The organism is Isoptericola hypogeus, from assembly GCF_039531145.1.
In the GTDB taxonomy this organism is placed as follows: domain Bacteria; phylum Actinomycetota; class Actinomycetes; order Actinomycetales; family Cellulomonadaceae; genus Isoptericola; species Isoptericola hypogeus.
Window position 1 is genome coordinate 394,737 of the sequence record NZ_BAAAPM010000003.1, and the last position, 22,274, is coordinate 417,010.

General features: G+C 74.1%; 22 protein-coding genes. 18 read left to right on the plus strand and 4 right to left on the minus strand.

Annotated features, from left to right (window positions below):
- Positions 1-270: 270 nt before the first annotated feature.
- The 5 genes from kdpA (at position 271) to ABD254_RS04095 (ending at position 8,105) form a co-directional block, all read left to right on the plus strand.
- Positions 271-1,947, plus strand: coding sequence for a potassium-transporting ATPase subunit KdpA (gene kdpA, locus ABD254_RS04075; protein WP_344245911.1), 1,677 nt, complete (start codon positions 271-273; stop codon positions 1,945-1,947).
- Entirely contained in the window at positions 1,944-4,130 is a 2,187-nt protein-coding gene (kdpB, locus tag ABD254_RS04080; RefSeq protein ID WP_344245913.1) for a potassium-transporting ATPase subunit KdpB, read from the plus strand. The genes kdpA and kdpB overlap by 4 nt, the downstream gene beginning before the upstream one ends.
- 65 nt (positions 4,131-4,195) lie before the next feature.
- Positions 4,196-4,819, plus strand: coding sequence for a potassium-transporting ATPase subunit KdpC (kdpC, locus tag ABD254_RS04085; RefSeq protein WP_425553724.1), 624 nt, complete (start codon positions 4,196-4,198; stop codon positions 4,817-4,819).
- 26 nt (positions 4,820-4,845) lie between these two features.
- Complete coding sequence (locus ABD254_RS04090; protein WP_344245917.1) at positions 4,846-7,392, plus strand: DUF4118 domain-containing protein; 2,547 nt, start codon at positions 4,846-4,848, stop codon at positions 7,390-7,392.
- On the plus strand, positions 7,389-8,105 hold the full coding sequence (locus ABD254_RS04095) for a response regulator (protein WP_344245919.1): 717 nt from the start codon (positions 7,389-7,391) through the stop codon (positions 8,103-8,105). Before ABD254_RS04090 ends, ABD254_RS04095 begins: the two co-directional genes overlap by 4 nt.
- Before the next feature lie 15 nt (positions 8,106-8,120).
- Here the strand turns inward: ABD254_RS04095 and ABD254_RS04100 are convergent, their stop codons facing one another.
- Both ABD254_RS04100 and ABD254_RS04105 read right to left on the minus strand, forming a co-directional pair.
- The gene (locus ABD254_RS04100) at positions 8,121-10,823 is read right to left on the minus strand and encodes a UvrD-helicase domain-containing protein (protein ID WP_344245921.1); all 2,703 of its coding nucleotides are present in this window, start codon (positions 10,821-10,823) and stop codon (positions 8,121-8,123) included.
- A 64-nt stretch (positions 10,824-10,887) separates the two neighbouring features.
- Positions 10,888-11,514, minus strand: coding sequence for an NAD(P)-dependent oxidoreductase (locus ABD254_RS04105; RefSeq protein ID WP_344245923.1), 627 nt, complete (start codon positions 11,512-11,514; stop codon positions 10,888-10,890).
- A gap of 104 nt (positions 11,515-11,618) precedes the next feature.
- On the opposite strand from ABD254_RS04105, the gene ABD254_RS04110 reads away from it, so the two are divergent.
- Positions 11,619-12,182, plus strand: a complete 564-nt coding sequence (locus ABD254_RS04110; RefSeq protein ID WP_344245925.1) for a TetR/AcrR family transcriptional regulator — start codon at positions 11,619-11,621, stop codon at positions 12,180-12,182.
- Between the two features lie 9 nt (positions 12,183-12,191).
- Here the strand turns inward: ABD254_RS04110 and ABD254_RS04115 are convergent, their stop codons facing one another.
- The gene (locus tag ABD254_RS04115) at positions 12,192-12,998 is read right to left on the minus strand and encodes a class I SAM-dependent DNA methyltransferase (RefSeq protein WP_344245927.1); all 807 of its coding nucleotides are present in this window, start codon (positions 12,996-12,998) and stop codon (positions 12,192-12,194) included.
- A gap of 97 nt (positions 12,999-13,095) precedes the next feature.
- Positions 13,096-13,587 carry a GNAT family N-acetyltransferase gene (locus ABD254_RS04120; RefSeq protein WP_344245929.1) on the minus strand — a complete coding sequence of 164 codons (492 nt, stop codon included), beginning with the start codon at positions 13,585-13,587 and terminating at the stop codon, positions 13,096-13,098.
- 205 nt (positions 13,588-13,792) lie between these two features.
- On the opposite strand from ABD254_RS04120, the gene ABD254_RS04125 reads away from it, so the two are divergent.
- The 12 genes from ABD254_RS04125 (at position 13,793) to ABD254_RS04180 (ending at position 22,274) form a co-directional block, all read left to right on the plus strand.
- Positions 13,793-14,176 (plus strand): VOC family protein, encoded by a 384-nt coding sequence (locus ABD254_RS04125; RefSeq protein ID WP_344245931.1) that lies wholly within the window; start codon positions 13,793-13,795, stop codon positions 14,174-14,176.
- A gap of 101 nt (positions 14,177-14,277) precedes the next feature.
- A complete protein-coding gene (locus tag ABD254_RS04130) occupies positions 14,278-14,613 on the plus strand; it encodes a YnfA family protein (protein WP_344245933.1) in 336 nt (111 codons plus the stop codon).
- A gap of 132 nt (positions 14,614-14,745) precedes the next feature.
- Entirely contained in the window at positions 14,746-16,365 is a 1,620-nt protein-coding gene (locus ABD254_RS04135; protein WP_344245935.1) for an HNH endonuclease signature motif containing protein, read from the plus strand.
- A 26-nt stretch (positions 16,366-16,391) separates the two neighbouring features.
- A complete protein-coding gene (locus ABD254_RS04140) occupies positions 16,392-16,604 on the plus strand; it encodes a hypothetical protein (RefSeq protein ID WP_344245937.1) in 213 nt (70 codons plus the stop codon).
- Complete coding sequence (locus ABD254_RS04145) at positions 16,601-18,232, plus strand: recombinase family protein (protein ID WP_344245939.1); 1,632 nt, start codon at positions 16,601-16,603, stop codon at positions 18,230-18,232. Before ABD254_RS04140 ends, ABD254_RS04145 begins: the two co-directional genes overlap by 4 nt.
- Before the next feature lie 275 nt (positions 18,233-18,507).
- Positions 18,508-18,738, plus strand: coding sequence for an excisionase family DNA-binding protein (locus tag ABD254_RS04150; protein ID WP_344245941.1), 231 nt, complete (start codon positions 18,508-18,510; stop codon positions 18,736-18,738).
- A 5-nt stretch (positions 18,739-18,743) separates the two neighbouring features.
- On the plus strand, positions 18,744-18,944 hold the full coding sequence (locus ABD254_RS04155) for a hypothetical protein (RefSeq protein ID WP_344245943.1): 201 nt from the start codon (positions 18,744-18,746) through the stop codon (positions 18,942-18,944).
- Positions 18,945-19,293: 349 nt separating this feature from the next.
- Positions 19,294-20,877: an AAA family ATPase gene (locus ABD254_RS04160; RefSeq protein WP_344245945.1), complete on the plus strand. Its 1,584-nt coding sequence runs from the start codon at positions 19,294-19,296 to the stop codon at positions 20,875-20,877.
- Positions 20,878-20,987: 110 nt separating this feature from the next.
- Entirely contained in the window at positions 20,988-21,347 is a 360-nt protein-coding gene (locus tag ABD254_RS04165; RefSeq protein ID WP_344245947.1) for a hypothetical protein, read from the plus strand.
- Positions 21,344-21,652 (plus strand): WhiB family transcriptional regulator, encoded by a 309-nt coding sequence (locus ABD254_RS04170; protein ID WP_344245949.1) that lies wholly within the window; start codon positions 21,344-21,346, stop codon positions 21,650-21,652. The genes ABD254_RS04165 and ABD254_RS04170 overlap by 4 nt, the downstream gene beginning before the upstream one ends.
- Positions 21,649-21,897 carry a hypothetical protein gene (locus ABD254_RS04175; protein WP_344245951.1) on the plus strand — a complete coding sequence of 83 codons (249 nt, stop codon included), beginning with the start codon at positions 21,649-21,651 and terminating at the stop codon, positions 21,895-21,897. The genes ABD254_RS04170 and ABD254_RS04175 overlap by 4 nt, the downstream gene beginning before the upstream one ends.
- Positions 21,894-22,274, plus strand: a complete 381-nt coding sequence (locus ABD254_RS04180) for a hypothetical protein (RefSeq protein ID WP_344245953.1) — start codon at positions 21,894-21,896, stop codon at positions 22,272-22,274. Before ABD254_RS04175 ends, ABD254_RS04180 begins: the two co-directional genes overlap by 4 nt.

A 22,274-nucleotide genomic window follows, 5' to 3' on the forward strand; every position in this document is an offset into this window, starting at 1 on the left:
CGTCAGCGGGCCGTCAACGTTCCCGGCCACGGCGTCAAGGGTCCGTCAAGGTCCCCGCCCAGGCGCCTCGACCGGGACTAGACCAGGCCGTATGAGCGATCTCGCCTATGTCCTGCTCACCGTGGTGTTCTTCGCCGCGGTCGCCCTCGTCGCCCGGCGGAGGTCCGCATGACCCTCGTCGACGCCGTCTTCCTCGGCCTCATGCTGGCCACCCTCACCTACCTCCTTGTCGCGATGCTGCGCGACGGCCGGGAGCGCTGAACCACTCCCATGAGCCCCACCACGACCACCCTCCTCGCGGCCGGCGGGCAGCTCCTGCTGCTCGTCGCGCTGCTCGCCGCCGCGCACGCCCCGCTCGGCGCGTACATGGCCCGCGTCTACTCGTCCCCGCGCCACACCCGGCTCGAGCGCGGCTGGTACCGCGCCGTGCGGGTCGACCCCGACGCCCAGCAGCACTGGCGCTCGTACCTGATGTCCCTGCTCGGCTTCTCGCTCGCGTCCGTCCTGGCCCTGTACGGGCTGGGCCGCCTGCAGGCGCACCTGCCCTGGGACCTCGGCTTCACCGGCCTCGACCCGGCCGGCGCCTGGAACACCGCCGTCAGCTTCACCACCAACACCAACTGGCAGTGGTACTCCGGCGAGGCCGCCGCGGGGCACCTGCTGCAGATGGCCGGCTTCGCCGTCCAGAACTTCGTCTCCGCGGCCGTCGGCATGTCCGTGGCGATCGCGCTGGTGCGCGGCTTCGCCCGGTCCGGGACCGACGCCCGGATCGGCAACTTCTGGGCCGACCTCACCCGGTCGGTCGTGCGGATCCTGCTGCCGATCTCGTTCGTCGCGGCGCTCGTGCTGGTGGCGAACGGCGTCATCCAGAACCTCGACCCGCACACGACCGTCACCACGCTGACCGGCGGGACGCAGTCCGCGCTCGGCGGGCCCGTCGCCTCCCAGGAGGCGATCAAGGAGCTCGGCACCAACGGCGGCGGGTTCTTCAACGCCAACTCCGCCCACCCGTTCGAGAACCCGAACCCGGTCACCAACCTGCTGGAGATCTTTCTCATCCTGCTGATCCCCACCGCGCTGCCGCGCACCTTCGGCATCATGGTCGGCGACCGCCGCCAGGGCTGGGCGATCCTCGGCGCGATGACGAGCCTGCTGTTCGTCGCCATCGCCCTGACGACCTGGGCCGAGCTCGCCGGCCCCGGCTCCGCGCCCCAGGCCGCGGGCGCCGCCATGGAGGGCAAGGAGACCCGGTTCGGCCTGGCCGCGAGCGCCCTGTTCGGCGCCGCGACCACCGGCACGTCCACGGGCGCCGTCAACGCGATGCACGACTCGTTCACCGCCCCCGGCGGCGGCGTCGTGCTCTTCGACATGCTGCTCGGCGAGGTCGCGCCCGGCGGCGTGGGCGCCGGCCTGTACGGGATGCTGATCCTCGCGATCCTCGCCGTCTTCGTCGCCGGCCTCATGGTGGGCCGCACGCCGGAGTACCTCGGCAAGAAGATCGGCCGCGGCGAGATGACCCTGGTCGCCCTGTACGTGCTCACCACGCCGGCGATCGTGCTGGTCGGCACCGCGGTGGCCGTGTCGGTGGAGCCGGGGCTCGCGGGCATCCAGGAGCCCGGGCCGCACGGCCTGTCGGAGGTGCTGTACGCGTTCGCGTCGGCGGGCAACAACAACGGGTCCGCGTTCGGCGGCCTGACGTCCGGCACCCCGTTCTACAACACGATGCTCGGCCTCGCGATGCTCGCCGGCCGCTTCGTCCCGATCGCCCTCGTGCTCGCGCTCGCCGGCCGCCTGGCCTCCCAGCGGTCCGTGCCGGCGTCCGCCGGCACGCTGCCCACCCACCAGCCGCTGTTCGTGGGGCTGGTCGCGACGGTGGCCCTCGTCGTCGTCGGCCTCACCTTCGTCCCTGTCCTGTCCCTCGGCCCTGTCGCGGAGTCCCTGTCATGACCCACACCACCCTCAGCCCGGCGCCCGCCCCGGCGGCCGGCGCCGGCACCCCCCGCGCACCTCGCCGCGGCACCTCGCGCGCACTCACCTGGGCGCAGGTGCGCTCCGCCCTGCCGGGCGCGCTGCGCGGCCTGGACCCGCGCGCGCTGTGGCGCACGCCCGTCCTGCTCGTGGTCGAGGTCGGCGCCGCCGCGACCACCGTCCTCGCCGTCGCCGACCCCGACGTGTTCGCGTGGTCCGTCACGCTGTGGCTGTGGGCGACCGTCCTGTTCGCGTCCCTGGCGGAGTCGATCGCGGAGGCCCGCGGCCGCGCCCAGGCCTCCTCGCTGCGCGCCACCCAGCAGCACACGACGGCGCGCAAGGTCCTCGCCCCGCAGGACACGCTCGCAGCCGGCACGGGCCTGTGGGACCTGCCCACCACCGAGGTCGGCTCCGGGAGCCTGCACGTCGGCGACGTCGTCGTGGTCGTCGCCGGGGAGACGATCCCCGCCGACGGCGACGTCGTCGAGGGCGTCGCGTCGGTCGACGAGTCCGCCATCACGGGCGAGTCGGCGCCGGTGATCCGCGAGTCCGGCGGCGACCGCTGCGCCGTGACCGGCGGCACCGTGGTGCTGTCCGACCGGATCATCGTGCGGATCACGACGCCGCCCGGGCAGAGCTTCGTCGACCGCATGATCGCCCTCGTCGAGGGCAGCGAGCGGCAGCGCACGCCGAACGAGGTGGCGCTCAACCTGCTGCTCACGTCGCTGACCGCGGTCTTCGTGCTCGCGGTCGCCACCCTGCAGCCCTTCGCCGTGTACAGCGGCTCGCGCCAGGACGTGCTCGTGCTGGTGGCCCTGCTGGTGTGCCTCATCCCCACGACCATCGGCGCGCTGCTGTCCGCGATCGGCATCGCCGGCATGGACCGGCTGGTGCAGCGCAACGTGCTCGCCATGTCCGGCCGCGCGGTCGAGGCGGCGGGCGATGTCGACGTGCTGCTGCTCGACAAGACCGGCACCATCACGTACGGCAACCGTCGGGCGGCCGCGCTGCTGCCCGTCGGCCGGGCCCGCGAGGCGGACCTCGCCGTCGCGGCACGGCTCGCGTCGCTCGCCGACGACACCCCCGAGGGCCGCAGCATCGTCGACCTCGTCGACGCGCGGTTCGGCGCGCCGGACGTCGTGGACGGCGCGACCGTCCCCGACGGCGCCGAGCTCGTCGCGTTCAGCGCCCAGACACGCATGTCGGGCGTCGACCTGCCCGCGGACGAGGGCGCGCCCGGTCATGCTCCGACCTCCCGCCGCCTGCGCAAGGGCGCCGCCTCCGCCGTCCGGCGCTGGGTCGGCAGCACCGGCGCCCGGATCCCGGAGAGCGAGGCGGCCCAGCTCGCCACGCACGTCGACGCGGTCTCCCGCGCCGGCGGCACGCCGCTCGTCGTCGCCGAGCAGGCCGGCGACGGCCCGGCGCGCGTGCTCGGCGTCGTGCACCTCAAGGACGTCGTCAAGGAGGGCATGCGCGAGCGGTTCGACGAGCTGCGCGCCATGGGTATCCGCACCGTGATGGTCACGGGCGACAACGCCGTCACGGCGCAGGCGATCGCCGACGAGGCGGGCGTGGACGACGTCCTCGCCGAGGCCACGCCGGAGGACAAGCTCGCGCTGATCCGGCGGGAGCAGGAGGGCGGGCGGCTGGTCGCGATGGCCGGCGACGGCACGAACGACGCCCCCGCGCTGGCGCAGTCGGACGTCGGCGTCGCGATGGCGTCGGGCACGTCCGCCGCGAAGGAGGCCGGCAACATGGTCGACCTCGACTCCGACCCCACGAAGCTCATCGAGATCGTGGAGATCGGCAAGCAGCTGCTCATCACGCGCGGCGCGCTGACCACCTTCTCGGTGGCGAACGACGTGGCGAAGTACTTCGCGATCCTGCCGGCGATGTTCTCCGGGCTGTTCCCGCAGCTCGCGGTGCTCAACGTCATGGGCCTGAGCTCGCCGCAGTCCGCGATCCTCTCCGCGGTGATCTTCAACGCCCTGATCATCCTCGCGCTCGTGCCGCTGGCCCTGCGCGGCGTGCGCTACCGGCCGTCGTCGGCCTCCGCCCTGCTGCGCCGCAACCTGTGGGTCTACGGCGTCGGCGGGCTGGTGGCGCCGTTCGCCGGCATCAAGCTCATCGACCTCGTCGTCTCCCTGATCCCCGGCCTGTGACGCCGGCACGCTGGAGGAACACCATGTCCGTCCCGAACTCCCTTCCCGGCCGCGCGCCCCGCACCATGTCGTCCGGCCCCGGCGGCACCCTCACCCGGCAGGCGCTGGCGGGCGCGCGCGTCCTGCTCGCGTTCACCCTGCTGCTCGGTCTGGCCTACCCGTTCGCCGTGACCGGCATCGGGCAGACGCTGTTCGGCTGGCGGGCCGACGGCTCGCTCGTGACGGCCGACGGCTCGGCCACCCGGGACCGCGACGAGGCCGTCGGCTCGGCCCTGCTCGGCCAGCCGTTCGACGGCGCCGAGTGGTTCCACCCGCGCCCGTCCGCGGCGGGCGACGGCTACGACACGCTCGCGTCCGCCGGGTCCAACCTGGGCCCGGAGAGCCCGGACCTCCTCGCCGCCATCGCCGACCGGAAGGCCGAGGTCGCGGCCACCGAGGGCGTCGATCCGGCGGTCGTCCCGCCGGACGCCGTCACGGCGTCGGGCTCGGGCCTCGACCCGCACATCAGCCCGGAGTACGCGGCCATCCAGGTCGCGCGCGTCGCCGACGCCCGGGGCCTGACGGACGGCGAGGTCCGCGGGCTGGTCGCGGAGCACACCCGCGGCCGCTCGCTCGGCGTCCTGGGCGACCCGCGGGTCGACGTCCTGGCGCTCAACCAGGCGCTCGACCGCCTGTCTCCGCAGCCCTGACCGGCCGCATGGCGGAGAATGCCCGCATGACCATGCGGGACGAGAGCCCGGCCGCGCCGCACCGTCGGCGCGGCCGGCTCACGGTCTACCTCGGCGCCGCGCCGGGTGTCGGCAAGACGTTCGCGATGCTGGACGAGGCCGAGCGGCGCCGCGCCCGCGGCACGGACGTCGTCGTGGGGCTGGTGGAGACGCACGACCGCGCCGCGACGGCCGCGAAGATCGGCACGCTCGAGGTGGTGCCCCGACGCCGGGTCACCCACCGCGGCACCACCCTCACCGAGCTGGACGTCGACGCCGTCCTGCACCGCGAACCCCAGGTCGCCCTCGTCGACGAGCTGGCCCACACCAATGCGCCCGGCTCGCACCACCCCAAGCGGTGGCAGGACGTCCACGACCTCCTCGACGCGGGGATCGACGTCGTCACGACGGTGAACGTGCAGCACCTCGCGTCCCTCACGGACGACGTCGAGGCCATCACGGGCGTGCGGCAGCGCGAGACGGTCCCGGACCAGGTGGTGCGCGACGCCGACCAGATCCAGCTCGTCGACCTGTCCCCGCAGCAGCTGCGGCGACGGCTCGCGCACGGGAACGTCTACCGGCCGGAGCAGATCGACGCGTCGCTGCGCCAGTACTTCCGCGAGGGCAACCTCACGGCCCTGCGCGAGCTCGCGCTGCTGTGGCTCGCCGACCGGGTCGACGACGCCCTGACGCGGTACCGCACCGACCACGACATCGCGACCACCTGGCCCGCCCGCGAGCGCATCGTCGTAGCGGTCACAGGGGGCGAGGAGAGCGAGACCCTGCTGCGACGCGGCGCCCGGATCGCGCAGCGCGCCGCGGGGGCCGAGCTGCTCGCCGTGCACGTGCTGCCCACCGACGGCCTGCCGTCGGCACCGCCGGCCGCCATCGCCGCCCAGCGGGCGCTGGTCGAGTCGCTCGACGGGACGTTCCACACCGTGCTCGGCGAGGACGTCCCTTCCGCCGTCGTCGACTTCGCCCGCGGCGTCAACGCGACGATGATCGTCGTGGGCGTGTCCCGGCACTCGCGCTGGCGGCAGGCGCTGCTCGGGTCGTCCAGCGCCGAGATCGCCCGGCTGTCCGGCGCGATCGACGTGCACCTGGTGACGCACGAACGGGCGCGTTCCGGCGCGCCGCTCCCCTCGCGCCTGTCCTCGCTCTCCCCCGGCCGGCGCGTGGCCGGCTGGGTGTCGGCGGTGGCCGTGCCCGCGGCGCTGACCGCGCTGTTCGTGGCCCTCGGGCGGGGCGCGGTGTCCCTGCCCACCGAGCTCATGATGTTCCTCGCGGGCGTGGTCGGCGTCGCCCTGGTGGGCGGCCTCTGGCCCGCCGTCGCCGCCGCCGTCGTGTCGTTCGTGTGCCTCAACTGGTTCTTCACCCCGCCGACGGGGATGCTCACCGTCGCCGACCCCGAGAACCTGCTGGCCCTCGTCGTGTTCGTGCTGGTCGCGGCGGCCGTCGCGTCCGTCGTGGACCTCGCCGCCCGCCGCACGGTGCAGGCCTACCGCTCGCGGGCGGAGGCGTCGACCCTCGCCGCGCTCTCCCGCTCCGTGCTCTCGGGCGAGGACACGGCGCAGGCGGTCGTGCAGCGCCTCGCCCTCACCTTCGGGCTCGACGAGGTGCGGCTCGAGTCCCGGCCCGACGACCGCGCACCCTGGGACACCGTCGCGCACGCCCGCCGGCCCGCCGGCGCGTCGGCGGCGCCGTCGACCGCCGTCACGACCGAGGCCCGCATCGACGACGCCCGACGCCTCGTCCTGGTGGGCCGGGCGCTGCCCGCGAGCGACCGGCAGGCGATCGAGGCGTTCGGCAGCCAGGCGGCGATCGTGCTGGAGCACCGCCGGCTCCGCGAACAGGCAGCGTCGGCCCGGGAGCTGGAGCGAGCGGAGGCCACCCGCACGGCGCTGCTCGCCGCCGTCTCCCACGACCTCCGCACCCCGCTCACCGCCATCCGCACCGCCGTCGACGGGCTCGCCATGCCGGACGTCGAGCTCGACCGCGAGGACACCGACGCCCTGACGGCCACCATCCAGGAGTCCACCGGCCGGCTGGAGCGCCTCATCGAAAACCTGCTCGACCTGTCGCGCCTGCAGACCGGCTCCGTGCGGCCCGTGCTGCACCCGACGTCGCTCGAGGAGGTCGTCCCGCTGGCGGTCGAGCCGTGGCTCGCCGAGCTCGACCTCGACGTCCCCGAGGACCTCCCGCTCGTGCACACCGACGCGGGACTGCTCGAGCGCGTGGTGGCCAACCTCGTCTCGAACGCCGTGCGACACTCCCCACCGGGCGCGCGGGTGCGGGTCGCGGCGTCGAGCTCCGCCGACGACGTCGAGCTCCGGGTCGTCGACGCCGGACCAGGCGTCCCGGACGACGAGAAGGAGACCATGTTCCAGCCCTTCCAGCGCCTCGGCGACACGAACACAGGCACGGGCCTCGGGCTGGGGCTCGCCGTCGCCGACGGGCTCGCGCGCGCCGTCGGGGCCGCCGTCACGGCGGAGGACACCCCCGGCGGCGGCCTCACCATGGTGGTCGCCGTGCCGCGGGCCGGAGGACGGCGATGAGCGCCGCGCGGGAGGCCGGCGGCGAGATCACCGGCAACCGCGTCCTGGTCGTCGACGACGACGCCGGCCTGGCGCGGGCGCTGGCGATCAACCTGCGCGCGCACGGCTGGGACGTGACGGTGGCCGGGACCGGCGCCGCCGCCCTCGACGCGGCGTCGTCGGCGCACCCGGACGTGATCGTGCTGGACCTCGGCCTCCCCGACGTGTCCGGCCTCGACGTCATCGCCGGCGTCCGCGGGTGGAGCGCGGTGCCCATCGTCGTGCTGTCCGCGCGGCAGCTCGGCGAGGACAAGGTCGACGCCCTGGACGCCGGCGCCGACGACTACGTGACCAAGCCGTTCGCCATGAACGAGCTGCTCGCGCGCCTGCGCGCCGCGGTCCGGCGGGCGCAGCCGGCCGAGGCCTCCTCCGACCCCGTGGTCACGGCAGGGCGGCTCCGCATCGACCTCGCCCGGCGGGTGGTCGAGCGCGACGGCGTCGAGGTGCGGCTCACGCCCACCGAGTGGTCGCTGCTCGAGGTGCTGGTGCGCCACCGCGGGCGGATGGTCGGCCGCACGCAGCTGCTGCAGGACGTGTGGGGCCCGGGATACGACACCGAGACGCACTACCTGCGCGTGTACACCGCGCAGCTGCGACGCAAGCTCGAGGACGACCCCGGCAGCCCCCGCCACCTCATCACGCACCCCGGCGCCGGGTACCGGTTCGAGCCGTGACCGGCGTCGACGCGCTCAGAGCTTGGTGACCGGCGAGTAGCGCAGCAGCAAGCGCTTGGTGCCGTCGGCACCGAAGTCGATCTTCGCCACCGCGTTCGCGCCCACGCCCTCCAGCGAGACGACCGTGCCCAGGCCGTACGCGTCGTGGGTGACCTTGTCGCCGACGGCGAGCGACGGGATGTCGACGTCCTGGCGCGGGGTGGCCGAGCCGAACGTCGCGCCGGTGCCCGAGGCCCCGTTCGACGCGGCCCCGTTCTTCGGCCGCCCGATCCGCCCCCCGACGCCCGACGACGGCGGGCGACGCTCGGCCGCCGGGCGCTCGCCGGCCCGTCGCTCCGAGCCCCGGCGCTCCGAACCCCAGGTGCGCCGGTCGCCCCACGCGGAGCCGCCGCGGCGGAGCACCTGGGTGGAGGACTCGCGCCGCCGCCAGTCCCACAGCTCCTCGGGGATCTCCTCGAGGAACCGGCTGGGCGGGAACTCGTTCGCCATCCCCCACGCCGACCGGGTGGCCGACCGGCTCACGTACAGGCGCTCGCGCGCCCGGGTGATCCCCACGTACGCGAGCCGTCGCTCCTCGGACAGCTCGGCGTCGTCGTGCAGGGACCGCATGTGCGGGAACGTGCCGTCCTCCATGCCGGTGAGGAAGACCACGGGGAACTCCAGCCCCTTGGCCGTGTGCAGGGTCATCAGCGTGACGACGCCCTGGTCCTCCTTGGCCTCGGTCTCGGCCGCGCCGTCGGCCACGTCCTCGTCGGGGATCTGGTCGGCGTCGGCCACCAGGGATACCCGCTCGAGGAAGTCGGCCAGGTCGCCCTCCGGGTCGAGCTCGGCGAACTCCGTGGCGACGGCGTGCAGCTCGGCGAGGTTCTCGACGCGCGAGGCGTCCTGCGGGTCCTCGCTGGCGCGCAGCTCCGCGAGGTAGCCCGTGCGGTCGAGGACGGCGCCGAGGATCGTCGCCGGCGCCTCGCCGTCGTCCACGAGGCCGCGCAGCTCGCGCATCATGTCCCGGAACGCCAGGAGCGGCTTCGTGGTGCGGGTGGTCAGGCCCGGGATCTCGTCCGCCCGCTCGAGGGCGGTGCCGAACGAGACGCGCTCCCGCTCCGCGAAGCCGGCGACCATCGACTCGGCCTTGTCGCCCAGCCCGCGCTTGGGCACGTTGAGCACGCGGCGCAGGTTGACGTCGTCGTCCGGGTTGGCGAGCGCGCGCAGGTACGCGACGGCGTCCTTGATCTCGCGGCGCTCGTAGAACCGCGTGCCGCCCACGACCTTGTACGGCAGCCCGACGCGGATCAGCACCTCCTCCAGCGCCCGCGACTGGGCGTTCGTGCGGTAGAAGACCGCCACGTCACCGGGCCGCACGCCGTCCGAGTCGCCGAGCCGGTCGATCTCCTCGGCGACGAACCGCGCCTCGGCGTGCTCGTCGTCGGCGACGTAGCCGACGACCTTCGCGCCTGCGCCGGCGTCGGTCCACAGCCGCTTGGGCTTGCGGTCGGCGTTGCGGGAGATGACGGCGTTCGCCGCCGACAGGATGGTCTGCGTGGAGCGGTAGTTCTGCTCGAGCAGGATGGTCTCCGCGTCCGGGTAGTCCTCCTCGAACTCCACGATGTTGCGGATCGTGGCCCCACGGAAGGCGTAGATCGACTGGTCGGCGTCGCCGACGACGGTCAGCTCGGCCGGGTCGAGCTCGTCCTCGACGGTCGAGCCTGTCGAGGCCCCCGCCAGCTCCCGCACCAGCACGTACTGCGCGTGGTTGGTGTCCTGGTACTCGTCGACGAGGATGTGCCGGAACCGGCGGCGGTAGTGCTCCGCGACGTTGGGGAACGCCTGGAGCAGGTTGACCGTGGTCATGATGATGTCGTCGAAGTCGAGCGCGTTCGCCTGCCGAAGCCGCGCCTGGTAGCGCCGGTAGACGTCGGCGAGCACGGTGTCGAACTCGGGCGCCGCCGTCGGCAGCGAGCCCGACCCGGCGCGGGCGGCGCGCTCGCGCCACCCCTCCTCGGTCGCGTCGGCGCCGGCTGACTGCGCGTACGCCTCCGGGTCGATCAGCTCGTTCTTCAGGTCGCTGATCTTGTGCGCGAGGCCGCGCGCCGGGTACTTCTTGGGATCGAGGTCGAGCTCGCGCACGACGAGCGAGACCAGCCGCTGCGAGTCCGCCGCGTCGTAGATGGAGAAGCTGCTGCGCATCCCGAGCGCCGCGTGCTCCTTGCGCAGGATGCGCACGCACGCGGAGTGGAACGTGGACACCCACATGCGGCCGCCCGCCGGCCCCACGATGCCGACGACGCGCTCGCGCATCTCGGCGGCCGCCTTGTTGGTGAACGTGATCGCGAGGATCTCCCCCGCCCGCGCCCGCCCCGTGGCCAGCAGGTGCGCGATGCGGTGCGTGAGCACCCGGGTCTTGCCCGACCCGGCGCCGGCGACGATGAGCAGCGGCGAGCCGTGGTGCACGACGGCGGCCCGCTGCTGGGGGTTGAGCCCGTCGAGCAGCGCGTCGGGGTCGAGGTGGGCGAAGGCGCCTCGGGACCGGGGCGCCGCGCCGCCGTCGGGCTGCCGCGCGTGCGCGCCGGCGGCCGCGTCGCGCACCCACTCGGGCGCGCCGGACGACGGGTCGGCGGCGTCGTCGTCCCACCGCGGCGCCACCGGCGGCAGGCGGGCGCCGTCGTCCTTCGGAGCGGTGTCGAACCCGGGCAGGGAGAGGCTGTCGAACAGGGAGGTCATCGTGGACCAAGCCTAGGCTCCGCGACCGACATCCCGTGCCGCGCGCCGCCTGCGTCGGCACCGCTCAGCCGGCGACCGACACCGTGGCCCCCACCGCCGTCGGGTCGTCCAGCAGGTCGCAGACCGCCGTGGCGAGGTCGGCCCGCCGGATCGACCAGCGCCACCGGACGTTCCCGTCGCGGCGCTCGTGGTACCCGCCGCGGGCCGCGCCGTCGCGCAGCATGGGTGGGCGCACGATCGTCCAGTCGAGGTCCGAGGCCCGCACCGCCGCCTCGGAGCGCGCGAACCCTGCGTTGGCGTCCCGCAGCGCCCGCGCCAGGATCGGCTTGGCGAGGTAGCGGCTCAGCGGGTCGTCGCCGTCGTCCACCCAGCCGCTGGCCGTCACGACGACGGCGCGGTGCACGCCCGCCTCGCGGGCGGCATCCAGAAGCACCTCGGTGAGCTCGCCCTGGACGCCCGGGGTGCTGCCGGTCACGGGGCCGAGGGCCGACACGACGGCATCGACGCCGGTGAGGGCGGCGCCGACCGCGGCGCGGTCGAGCCCGTCCGCGGTCGCCACGTCGTCCGGCGCGAGGTCGCCGAGCCGTACCGGGTCCCGGACGACGGCGACGACGTGGTGCCCCCGGCGGCGGGCCTCCTGGACGACCAGGCGACCGGTGCGCCCCGTGGCGCCGAGCACGGCGATCTTCATGTGGGTCTCCTCGGATCGAAGCGGGTGAGTAAGTGTTTACTCACCCCTAGGATGAGGGCAGTGCCGGAAGGCTGTCAACGAGTTCCGGCGGATCAGGAGGATCGATGAGCACGCGCGACCGGATCCTCGACGCCGCGGCGACGGTCTTGCGCGAGCGAGGCATCGCCCGCGCGACCACGAAGGAGATCGCCCGGGCAGCGGGCTGCTCTGAGGCCCTGCTCTACAAGTACTTCGCGGACAAGCAGGAGCTGTTCCTCGGCGTCCTCACCGAACGGTCGCCGCAGCTCGACCCGCCCCACGACCTCGTGGGCCGGCGCACCGTCGTGGAGAACGTCACGACCCTGGTGCGTCAGCTCCTCGCGTTCTACGTCCGGTCGTTCCCGATGGCGGCCTCGATCCTCGGCGCCCCCGAGCTGCTCGCGGCCCACCGGGCCGGGCTGCACCGCCACGGTGCCGGGCCCGAGGGCCCGGCCCGTCACCTGCAGGCCTACCTCGACGCCGAGGCCGCCGCCGGCCGGGTCTCCGCGGACGTCGACACGGAGGCGGCCGCCCGCACCCTCGCCGGAGCGGCGCTCATCGAGGCGTTCCTCGCGGTCTACACCGGGCTGACCGAGGTACCCGACGCCGAGGCGCGCGCCCGCGCGATCGTCGGGTCGGTGCGCCTCTAGCGTGCGCCCCTAGGAGCCCGGCTTATCCCACACCGAGACGTGCGACGTGCTCTCGGGCGTGAAGGGCGACCGGTCCCACCCGGCCCACCGGTGCTCCAGACGCATCCCCGCGATGCGCGCCATGAGGTCCAGCTCGGCGGGCCACACGTAGCGGAACGGGATCGACCGGAACCTCCCCGCGCCGCCCGAGACCGTGACGTGGTTCGACGTGAACCGCTGCGTCACCGTGTCGTACCGGTCGAAGCCGACGTAGCCGCCGTCGCCCGCGACCTCGATGCCGAACGGGACGGTGTCCTGGCCGGGCGGCATCCGACGCAGCGCCGGGACGCCCACCTCGACGACGAAGCGCCCGCCGGGCCGCAGGTGTGCGGCGGCGTTGACGAAGCAGGCGACCTGGGCGTCCTGAGCCGTGAGGTTGTTGATCGTGTTGAACACCAGGTAGACCAGGGAGGACTCGCCGGGTACCCGCGTCGTCGTCATGTCGCCGATCGTGACCCGCACGCCGTCCCCGCCGGGCTTGTCCGCCACCCGCGCCGCCATCGCCCGGCTCAGCTCGATGCCGTGCACCGGCACCCCGCGGCGCGCGAGCGGCGCGGCGATCCGGCCCGTCCCGACGGCGAGCTCGAGCGCCGGGCCGTCGCCGGCCAGGTCGCCCAGCACGTCGACCGTGCGCGCGATCACCTCGGGCGCGAACTCCGGGCCGCGGTCGTCGTCGTACCCGACCGCCACGCTCTCGCCGAACCATCCGTCGGCGGGGTCGTCGTGCCGCGCGCCAGGACCGTCGTGCAGCGCGTCGTCGCGTGGGCCGTCAGTCATGCTCGCGACGCTACGACTCCCCCGACGCGCCGGTCACGCCCATTTCTGGGCGGCCGACCCTCGGGCGCCGCGCGGCTGCCCGCCCGCGAGGCCCTGCTCAGCGCCGCAGGCGCATCGGTGTGTGCGGGATGTCGTCCTCGAGGTACTCCGGTCCGTCGGGGGTGAAGCCGAACGACCCGTACCACCCCACCAGCGGGGACTGGGCGCCGAGGACGACGTCCTGCTCCGGAGCCGCCGCCGTGGCGGCGTCGAGCGACGCGCGCATCAGCACCCGCGACGCCCCGGTGCCGCGCACGTCGGGGTGGCAGACCACGCGGCCGATGCGCTGCACGTCGCCGTCGTCGAGCACGCGAGCGGTGCCGACGACGCGCCCGCCGTCGTCGCCGTCGAGCAGCACGACGTGCCGGGCGCGCGGCTCCAGGTCGCGGCCGTCCAGGTCGGGGTACGCGCACTCCTGCTCGACGACGAAGACGTCCTGCCGCAAGCGCCAGGCCTCGTACGCCGTGCGCGCGTCGAGCTCGTCGATCGCCGCGACCCGGATCGCCCATCGACCGCCCGGCGACTCCCGACCGTCGTGCTGCCCTGCCATCGTTCCTCCGCCCATAGCTTGTCGCGAGCCCGTCGCCCGGGCCGCAGTCGCCACACCCTAAGCCGCGCGTGCGCCGGACCGGTCCGGCGCTCGCCCCGTGGCGCGGCCCGGCGGCCGATGAGATCCGCTCTCCCCAGGCGTCCTCATCCCAGGCCCGCCGACGCACCGGCGCCGGTCGCCGGCCGCACCCGAGGGAGGGAACACCATGCCGTCAGCCCGATTCACCGGAGTCCAGACCGTCGCGATCCCCGTGCAGGACCAGGATGCCGCGCTCGCCTTCTACACCTCGACCCTGGGGCTCGAGGTCCGCTTCGACGCCGAGCTGCAGGCCGGGTTCCGCTGGATCGACGTCGCCGCGCCCCATGCGCCGACGTCGCTCGCCCTCGTCCGCGCCGGGAACGGGCTGTCCGCCGGGATCGACACCGGGATCCGGCTGACGACTCCCGACGCCTCCGCGGCCCACACCGCGCTCACCGAGGCCGGGGCCGACGTCGGCGAGCTGCTCCTGTGGGAGACGGCGCCGCCGATGTTCTCGTTCCGCGACCCGGACGGCAACACGCTGTACGTCACCGAGGTCCCGCCGGGGTAGCCGGCCCGCCCGGGAGCCGGCCCGCGCGCCGGGCCGGTTCGGCGCGCCGGGCCGGCTCGGCGGGCTCGCGTCGACGTCGCCCGTCACGGGAAACTCGGCGCATGACCGTTCTGCGCTCGATCCTCCTGTTCGCCGCCGCGGCACTGTTCGAGATCGGCGGGGCGTGGCTCGTGTGGCAAGGAGTGCGCGAGCACAAGGGGTGGGTCTGGGTCGGCGCGGGCGTGATCGCCCTGGGTCTGTACGGTTTCTTCGCCACCCTCCAGCCCGATGCCCATTTCGGCCGGATCCTCGCCGCCTACGGCGGCGTCTTCGTCGCGGGTTCCCTCGTCTGGGGCATGGTCGCGGACGGGTTCCGGCCCGACCGCTGGGACATCCTCGGGGCCCTGCTCTGCCTCGCCGGGGTCGCCGTGATCATGTACGCGCCACGGTCGGTCTGACCTGCGTCACCGCACTCCCGCATCGCCAGCCGCCACCCCACGCCGCTGGTGGCCGCTCTCGCGGCTCCCGGTGCCCGGCATTTCTCCCCACCGGATATAGAACTGGTGTTCGAATTCCGGTAGGCTTGGGTCATGACGACGACGCATCCCGACCCCGCCGCCATGGCCGGCGCGCCGGGCTGGGATGTGTCCGCGCTGCGCCGGGAGGCGGCCCGGCTCGCGGCACTGCCGCGCACCCGGGAGCCCACGATCGGGGAGGTCCTGGCCGACGAGGCCCGCGCGACCCTGGCCGACGAGCGGGAGCCATTCGACCCCGGGCACGACGAGGCGCCGGTCGTGGTCGAGACAGCAGAGAACCCTGCCGGCAGATCTGGCCGCACGCCGAGCATCCGCGACCTGGACGCGGTCCTGGCAGAGATCACGACGCTGGAGTCGCGGGTCGCCGTGCTGCACGGGCGCCGCACGGAGCTGATCGCGCAGGCGGGCCGGCTGGCCGAGGTCCTGGAGGCGGACCTGCTCGACGACACCGACCCGATCGCCCGGGTCGCGCCGTCCTCGCGCCGGCGCGAGCTGGCCCACCGCGCCGTGGTCGCGGACCTGGCGACCGCCCTGCACGTCGGTGAGACGGCGGCCGAGACCCTGACCGAGCACGCCCAGACCCTCACCACCCGCGCACCGGCCACGCTCGCCGCCCTGCACGCCGGGGAGCTGTCCTGGGCACACGCCACCCAGATCGCCAAGCACGTCGCGGACCTGTCCCCCACCGAGGCGCGCGAGGTCGAGCGCATCGTGCTGGCCGGCGGGACCGACTGCACCGCCCCCCAGCTCGGGGACCGGGCCCGCAAGATCCGCGAGCTGTTCCACCCCGTACCCCTGGACGTGCGGCACGCCGACGCCGCCACCCACCGCGCCGTATGGCTCGACCGCGGACGCGACGGCATGGCCTGGCTCACCGCACATCTACCCGCACCCCTCGCGCACGCCGCCTACGACCGCCTCACCCGCACCGCCGACCTGCTCCGCGACACCAACACCGCGGGACCGGTCGATCCGATCGACGCACGCACGCCCGACCAGCGTCGCGCCGACGTCCTCGCCGCACTGCTCCTCGACGACGGCACCCTCGACCTCACCGCCACGACCAACCACGACGCCACGACCGACGACGGGGCGACCGGCCACGACGCGGCGACCGGGCAACGACACCGGGCCGGGACTCACCGCCCGGTGAGCGACCGGCCCGCCGAGCCAGGTGAGCCAGACGGGCCAGATGAGCAGCCGCACGGCCCGGGCCGGCAGACCGACCATCCCGACGATCCACCCATCGACCCGTTGCTCGAGCTGCTGTGCCGACAGCGGCACCTCGCCACCCTCGCCCGCTCCGTGCGGCCACGCCTGAACATCACCGTGCCCGTGCTGACCCTCCTCGGACAGTCCGAGACCCCCGGCACCCTCGACGGACACGTCCCGATCGACCCGCAGACCGCGCGCCTGCTCGCCGCGCTCGCGCCCTCCTTCCGCCGCATCCTCACCGACCCCGAGACCGGCACCGTGCTGTCCGCCGGACGCGCCACCTACACCGTGCCCGCCGACCTCAAAGCCCTGCTCGAACAACGCGACCTCACCTGCCGCTTCCCCGGCTGCCGGCGGCCCGCGCACCGCACCGACCTCGACCACACCATCGCCTGGGCCGACGGCGGCACCACCGCAGCCGACAACCTGGCCCACCTCTGCCGTCGACAATACGCATGACCCTACGCACGGTTTAGAATCGGGGCATGACCAGCCGCGATACGCAGACCATCGACCTCGCCCGCGACGACGTCCAGCTCGCCGACCTCGTCGGGCAGCGCGCCATCTACACGACCACCGACGGCACCCGCTACGCCGGGACGCTCGAGCGCCACCCATACGAGGGCGCACAGATGGCCGTCCGCGTCGCTGACGGGCGCTGGGGAGCCACGGGCACCGTCGTCGAGGTGATCGCGTGAGCGCCGCCGAGGCCGCGCCCAGGGCGGCTCTCTACTTCCGCATCTCCGAGGACAAGGAGGGCCGGGAGGTCGGCGTCGAGCGGCAGCAGATCGACTCCCGCGCCCTCGCAGCACGTCGCGGGCTCACAGTCGTCGCCGAATACACCGACAACGACATCAGCGCCTCGACGGCGTCCACCAAGCCGCGCCCGAACTACGACGCGATGATCGAGTCCATCCGGGCAGGCGAGGTCGACGTCGTCGTCGCCTACTCGTCCTCCCGGATCACCCGCCGCCCCCGCGAGTGGGAGGACCTGATCGAACTCAACGAGGAGACGGGCTTCCTGATCGCCACGGCGGTCGGCGGCGACATCGACCTATCCACGGCCGCCGGTCGCCGCATGGCGCGCATCAACTACGGCATCTCCGCGGGCGAGGCCGAGGAGACGCGCGAGCGCATCCACCGCGCCAACCGTCACCGTGTGGAGGTGCTCGGCGAGCCCACGAACGGCGTCCGGTACGGCTGGCGGCGAGGCCTTGGCGGGGCGATGGAACTCGACCCCGAGGCCGCGCAGGTCGTCCAGGAGATCGCGCGGCGGATCGTGGCGGGCGAGTCGCTCAACTCGATCAAGAAGGACCTGACCGCCCGCGCCGTGCCGACCGCGCGCATGGCCGAGATCGCGAACAAGGCCCGTGACGGCTCCGTGGGCGACCAGACCTCGCGCGGCGTGGCAGCAGAGGTCGTCACCGAAGTCGCGGAGCGCACCGTCTCCGGCGAGGCGCTGACCGACATCGTGGCGGACCTGCGCGACCGCCGAGCCCGGTTTCCGCAGTGGAGCCACGGCTCGCTCACGTCGCTGGTGCGCCGTCCGGCCAACGTCGCGCGGATCGAGTACCAGGGCGCCACGTACCCGGGGAAGTTCCCGGCGATCCTCGACGACGACACCTTCGAGCAGGTGAACCTCATCCTCGGCGACCCGGGGCGCACCCGACGCCCCGCCGGGCTGCGCCATCGGGAGATCCGCAACTGGCTGGTCGGCGTCGCCGTCTGCGGGAAGTTGCTGCCCGACGGCACCGAGTGCCGGGGGCGGACCCGCGTGACGGCACCGTCGGCGTCCAAGACCGGGCGGCGCTACGCGACCGACTCCAGCCACCGGTCGTACAACTGCGCGGAGTGCCACGGTACGAGCGTGCGCACGCATCACGCCGAGGCAGCGGTCCGGGAGGTCGTGCTCGCCTACCTCGAGGACCCGCGCACCCCGGCGCTGCTGTCCGGCGACCCAGCCGAGGTCGCGGCCCAGGAGGCGCGCATCGCCGGGCTGACCGAACGCCGCCGCCGCATCGCCAGGGCCTACGCCGACGGCGCGTACGACGACGCCGAGTACGCCGACTTGCTGCGCGTCGTCGACGCGGACCTCGCTGATGCCCGAGCGCGTCTCGCTGACGCCGGGCCGCGACCCGAACTCACCCGCTGGCTCGACGGCGAGGCCGCAGAGGCGTGGGACGACGCGACGCCTGGCGAGAAGCGCGACCTCGTGGCCGCGCTCATGACGGTGGTCATCCTGCCCGGCGGGCGAGGGCGGAAGGCGTTCAACCCGCGCGAGCGGCTGCGCATCGAGCCCAAGGTGCCGGGGCTCGGCGCGGGCTGACGACACGCGCGACGTGCAAGTGTGACGAAGGCCACAGAATCGCTCGGGGCGTTCGGAATCGTGGATCGCCGTCCGGCCCAGTCGGACACCGGTTCACGATTCCGTCGCGCTGTTCACCACCAGCCACGAGGGCGGACGTGACGGTCGGGGCGCGGACCCGAGCGGACACCTAGCGTCAGGGGCACAGCAGCCGAAACGACGGCGACCCGCTCCGCAGATCTTGGCGGATACCAGGAGCGAGCCGCCGCGCGACCCCCTCGAGGGAGGGCCTTGCCATGCTCTCACGCACCGAGCTCAAGCCGCCGCCGCCCCCGGAAGCGCCGCCCCCGGAAGCGCCGCCCACGTGGGTTACCCGCGACTGGACGGCCGACTATCTGGGCGTCACGATCCGCACTGTCGACCGCCTGGCCGCCAACGGCGACATCCAGGCCTACCGGGTGGGCAGCGGGCGGAGCACCCGCTTCCGCCGCGACGACGTCGAGGCCCTGCTCATCCCGGTCGGGTGAGCCGCATGGGCTTCGAGATCGACCAGACCTGGGTAGCCGAGCAGGTTGCCCGACTCGGGCCGCCCACCGACGAGCAGGCGGCCGTGCTGCTGCGCGTCCTCGGGCCCCACGCCCGCGCGGTACGAGATCGGCGGGTCGCCCTGGCGCGCAGCGTCTTCGTCGATCCGGCGCCGGTGCCCGCCGACGATGGGGGGCGGGCCGCGTGACGCAGCGAAAAGGCCGCCCCCGCCAGGGCGGCCCATCCGACATCACCACGACCACGCTAGCGCGCAACGTCTACGTCGTCGACGAACCGAGTCACTGGTTGCGTGCCCGCGTCGGGGAGCTGCTGCGCCGGCTCGATGCCCTCCCCCTGCCCCGACACGACCTCGTCGTCACGCCGCTCGGGCGCACTGGTCACCCCGGCAGCCGCGAGGACAGGTGCTGCGACAGGTGCCGGCGGTACACGCCGCCGGGACGGCCGTTCTACGTCGTCCGCTACCGCCCACGCCCCCGCGTCGAGGTCGCCGGCGGCCTGTGCGCCACATGCGCGCGAGCCGAGGGGGTGGAGACACCGTGAGTGCCGAGGAGACACCGTGGGAGCCCGTCGACATCGTCGCCATGATGCGGTCCGAGGCACGTAAGGAGCTACCCCACTTCCTCGACCTGCTGAAGTCCGGCGGTGCGAACTCTCGGAATTCCGAGAATCCGCCAGCGTCGCCCGGTGGCACGCCTTACGGCCGCAAGGCGCTCGACGACGAGGCCCGGGCAGTCGCGGCGGCGCACGTGGGCACCCGCAACGACCAGCTCAACGTCGCGTCGTTCGCGTGCGGGCAGCTCGTGGCAGGCGGCCAGCTCGTCGAGGACGAGGTGGTGGCCGCGCTCACCGCCGCCGCCCAGGCCGCCGGGCTCCCCGCCCGCGAGACCGCCGCCACCATCGCGTCGGGCATCGGGTCGGGCAAGGAGCACCCGCGCGGGCCAGAGCCGCGTGTTCAGTCGCTGAACACCTCGCCGCGCGAGGCTTCCCAGGGTGAGGACGGGCCCGAGGTGGTGGCCGACACCTTCGCCCGGGACGTTGCCCTCGAGGCCCAGCGCCTGCGGGTGCGCGAGGCCGCACGCGATCTCGTGGCACGCGAGAAGGCCGGCGCCGTCGCGATCCCCACGCGCCGGTCGCTCGCCGACCTGCTCACCGAGCCGGACGAGGAGGTCACCTGGTCGGTCGACCGGCTCCTGGGGGCGAACTCCAAGGGGTTGCTCAACGCCCAGCACAAGGCGGGCAAGACCACCCTCGGCGGGAACCTCGTGCGCTCCTGGGTCGACGGCGTGTCGTTCCTCGGGGAGTTCCCCACCAGGGCCGTCGGCAAGATCGTGGTCCTCGACAACGAGATGGGGCGCGCCCGACTCGCGCGGTGGTATCGCCAGCTCGCCATCGCCCACCCCGACCGGGTCGACCTCATCGACCTGCGCGGCGCGGCGTCGTCGTTCAACATCCTGGACCCGTCCATCCGGTCGCGGTGGGCCGAGTGCCTCGCCGGCGCCGACGCGGCGCTGCTCGACTGCCTGCGCCCGTTCCTGGACGCCCTCGGCCTCGACGAACACCGCGAGGCGGGCCGGTTCCTCGAGGCCCTCGACGAGCTCATGGCCGAGGCCGGGGTCGGCACGTACGTGCTCAGCCACCACACCGGGCACAACGGCGAGCACGCCCGGGGCGACTCGCGCATCCTCGACTGGCCCGACGAGATCTGGAACCTGCGCCGGGCCAAGCCCGCCGACCCGGACGCGCCGACCGACGACCGGGACGTGCCGAGGTTCTTCGGCGCGTACGGGCGCGAATCCGACGTGCGCGAGGGCCAGGTGGAGCTCGACGGGGACGGGCGCACCCTGACGTTCCGCGCGGACGTCTCGCGGGCGTCGGCTCGCCACGATGCCAAGCGGCTCGCCCTGCGCAGCGGGCTGCTCATGGTGATAGGGGCGAACCCCGGGGCGAACAGCCGGCAGGTGGAGCGGCTGCTGCGCGAGCGCGGCGTGACGTTCACCAAGGGCGACGAAGGGCCCGCCATCACCGAGCTCGTGCGCGACGGACTCGTGCGACGTGAAGCCGCAGGGAACGCCCGCCTGCACTACCTCACCGACATGTCCCCGACGTCCCCGGGGACATGACGGGGACGCCGGGGACGTATGTCCCCCCCGTCCCCTTAAGGGGGGGACGTACGGACTACCACCGGCGGGCACGGGGACAACCGATCAGCGACTCCACCGAGAGGACAAAGATGACCACCACGCTCGACCTTCAGGTCGCTTCCACCTACGCCCGCATGGCCGGCCTCGGCTACCGCCCCGCCGCCCCGTCCGACGGGTTCGGCAACATCACCGTCCCGCTCGCCGAGCTCGACCTCCACGCGGAGGCCGAGCGCTACGCGCGGGCCTGGCTCGCGCAGGAGCACGGGCAGGACTTCACCATCGGCTGCCCGTCCTACGAGGACCGCCCGGCACTGGTGCTGGCCATCGAGGCAGCCCGGGTCATCTGCGGGTCGTGCGGCGATCCCCGCGCGCGGGCAGTCGCGGCGCGTCTCCTCCGGACCGCAGCCGACGAGGTCGACCCGGTGCCACCACCCGAGGAGGCCCCATGACGCCGATCCCCACCGACCTCGCCGAGGACTACGCCGTCCTGCTATCCGTCCTGGACGAGGTGGAGGACACCGGCGGCACGCTCCCGTGCCGCGCGGTCGGCCTCGCCGCCTCGGCGGCCTGGCTCGCCCAAGACGAGGACGAGCAGCGGGCCGCCGCGAGGGCCTGCCGCGAGTGCGACGCCCTCGCCGCCTGCCGCTGGTACGTCGAGGCCCACCCGGCCGAGCAGGGCGTGCTCGGCGGCATCGTCGAAGCCGAGCGACGTGGCCGGCGAGGACGACCACGACGGCGAACGGAGGCGGCGTGACCACCGCCCAGCCGGTACGCATCCGCACCTCGGCCCGCCCTGTGGAGTTCGTCGCGTTCGTCGCCGTCGTCGATGAAAGCGGCCACGAGGTCCGAGTCCGATTCCGCAGGTCCAACCACGGCGGTCTGCAGTGGCGCTGCGACCAGTGCGGCCGGCACCGGTTCAGCACCTGCCCCCACGAGCTCGCCGCGGCCCATGCGTGGCGTGCCCGGCATGACGACCTATCCATCAAGGAGGACAGATGACCCCGCACATCGACCAGGCCCACACGACCCGGCTCACCACCCAGGAGGTCCGAGCCCAGCGCGTCCGCGAGGCCCGCGCCCGGCAGCGCGATGCCGAACGCGCCCGCGGCCGAGTTGGGGGCGCTGGCCTGGCCGACGCCATTTCCACGCAGGCCGAGGCTCGCGACGACGAACTCGCCGAGCTCGCGGCGGCGGCCGAACTGGTCGTCGAGGGCCGTGAGCTCGAGGACCCCCGACTGGCCGCGCGGAGGCGCACCGAGGAGAACGGGCGCCTGTTCAGCGAGGCGTTGGACGCGGCCGGCGCCTTCGGCCCGTCATCCGCCCTCGCGCTGCAGCGCGACCTGACCACCGACGACACCACGAATAAGGAGAAGTGA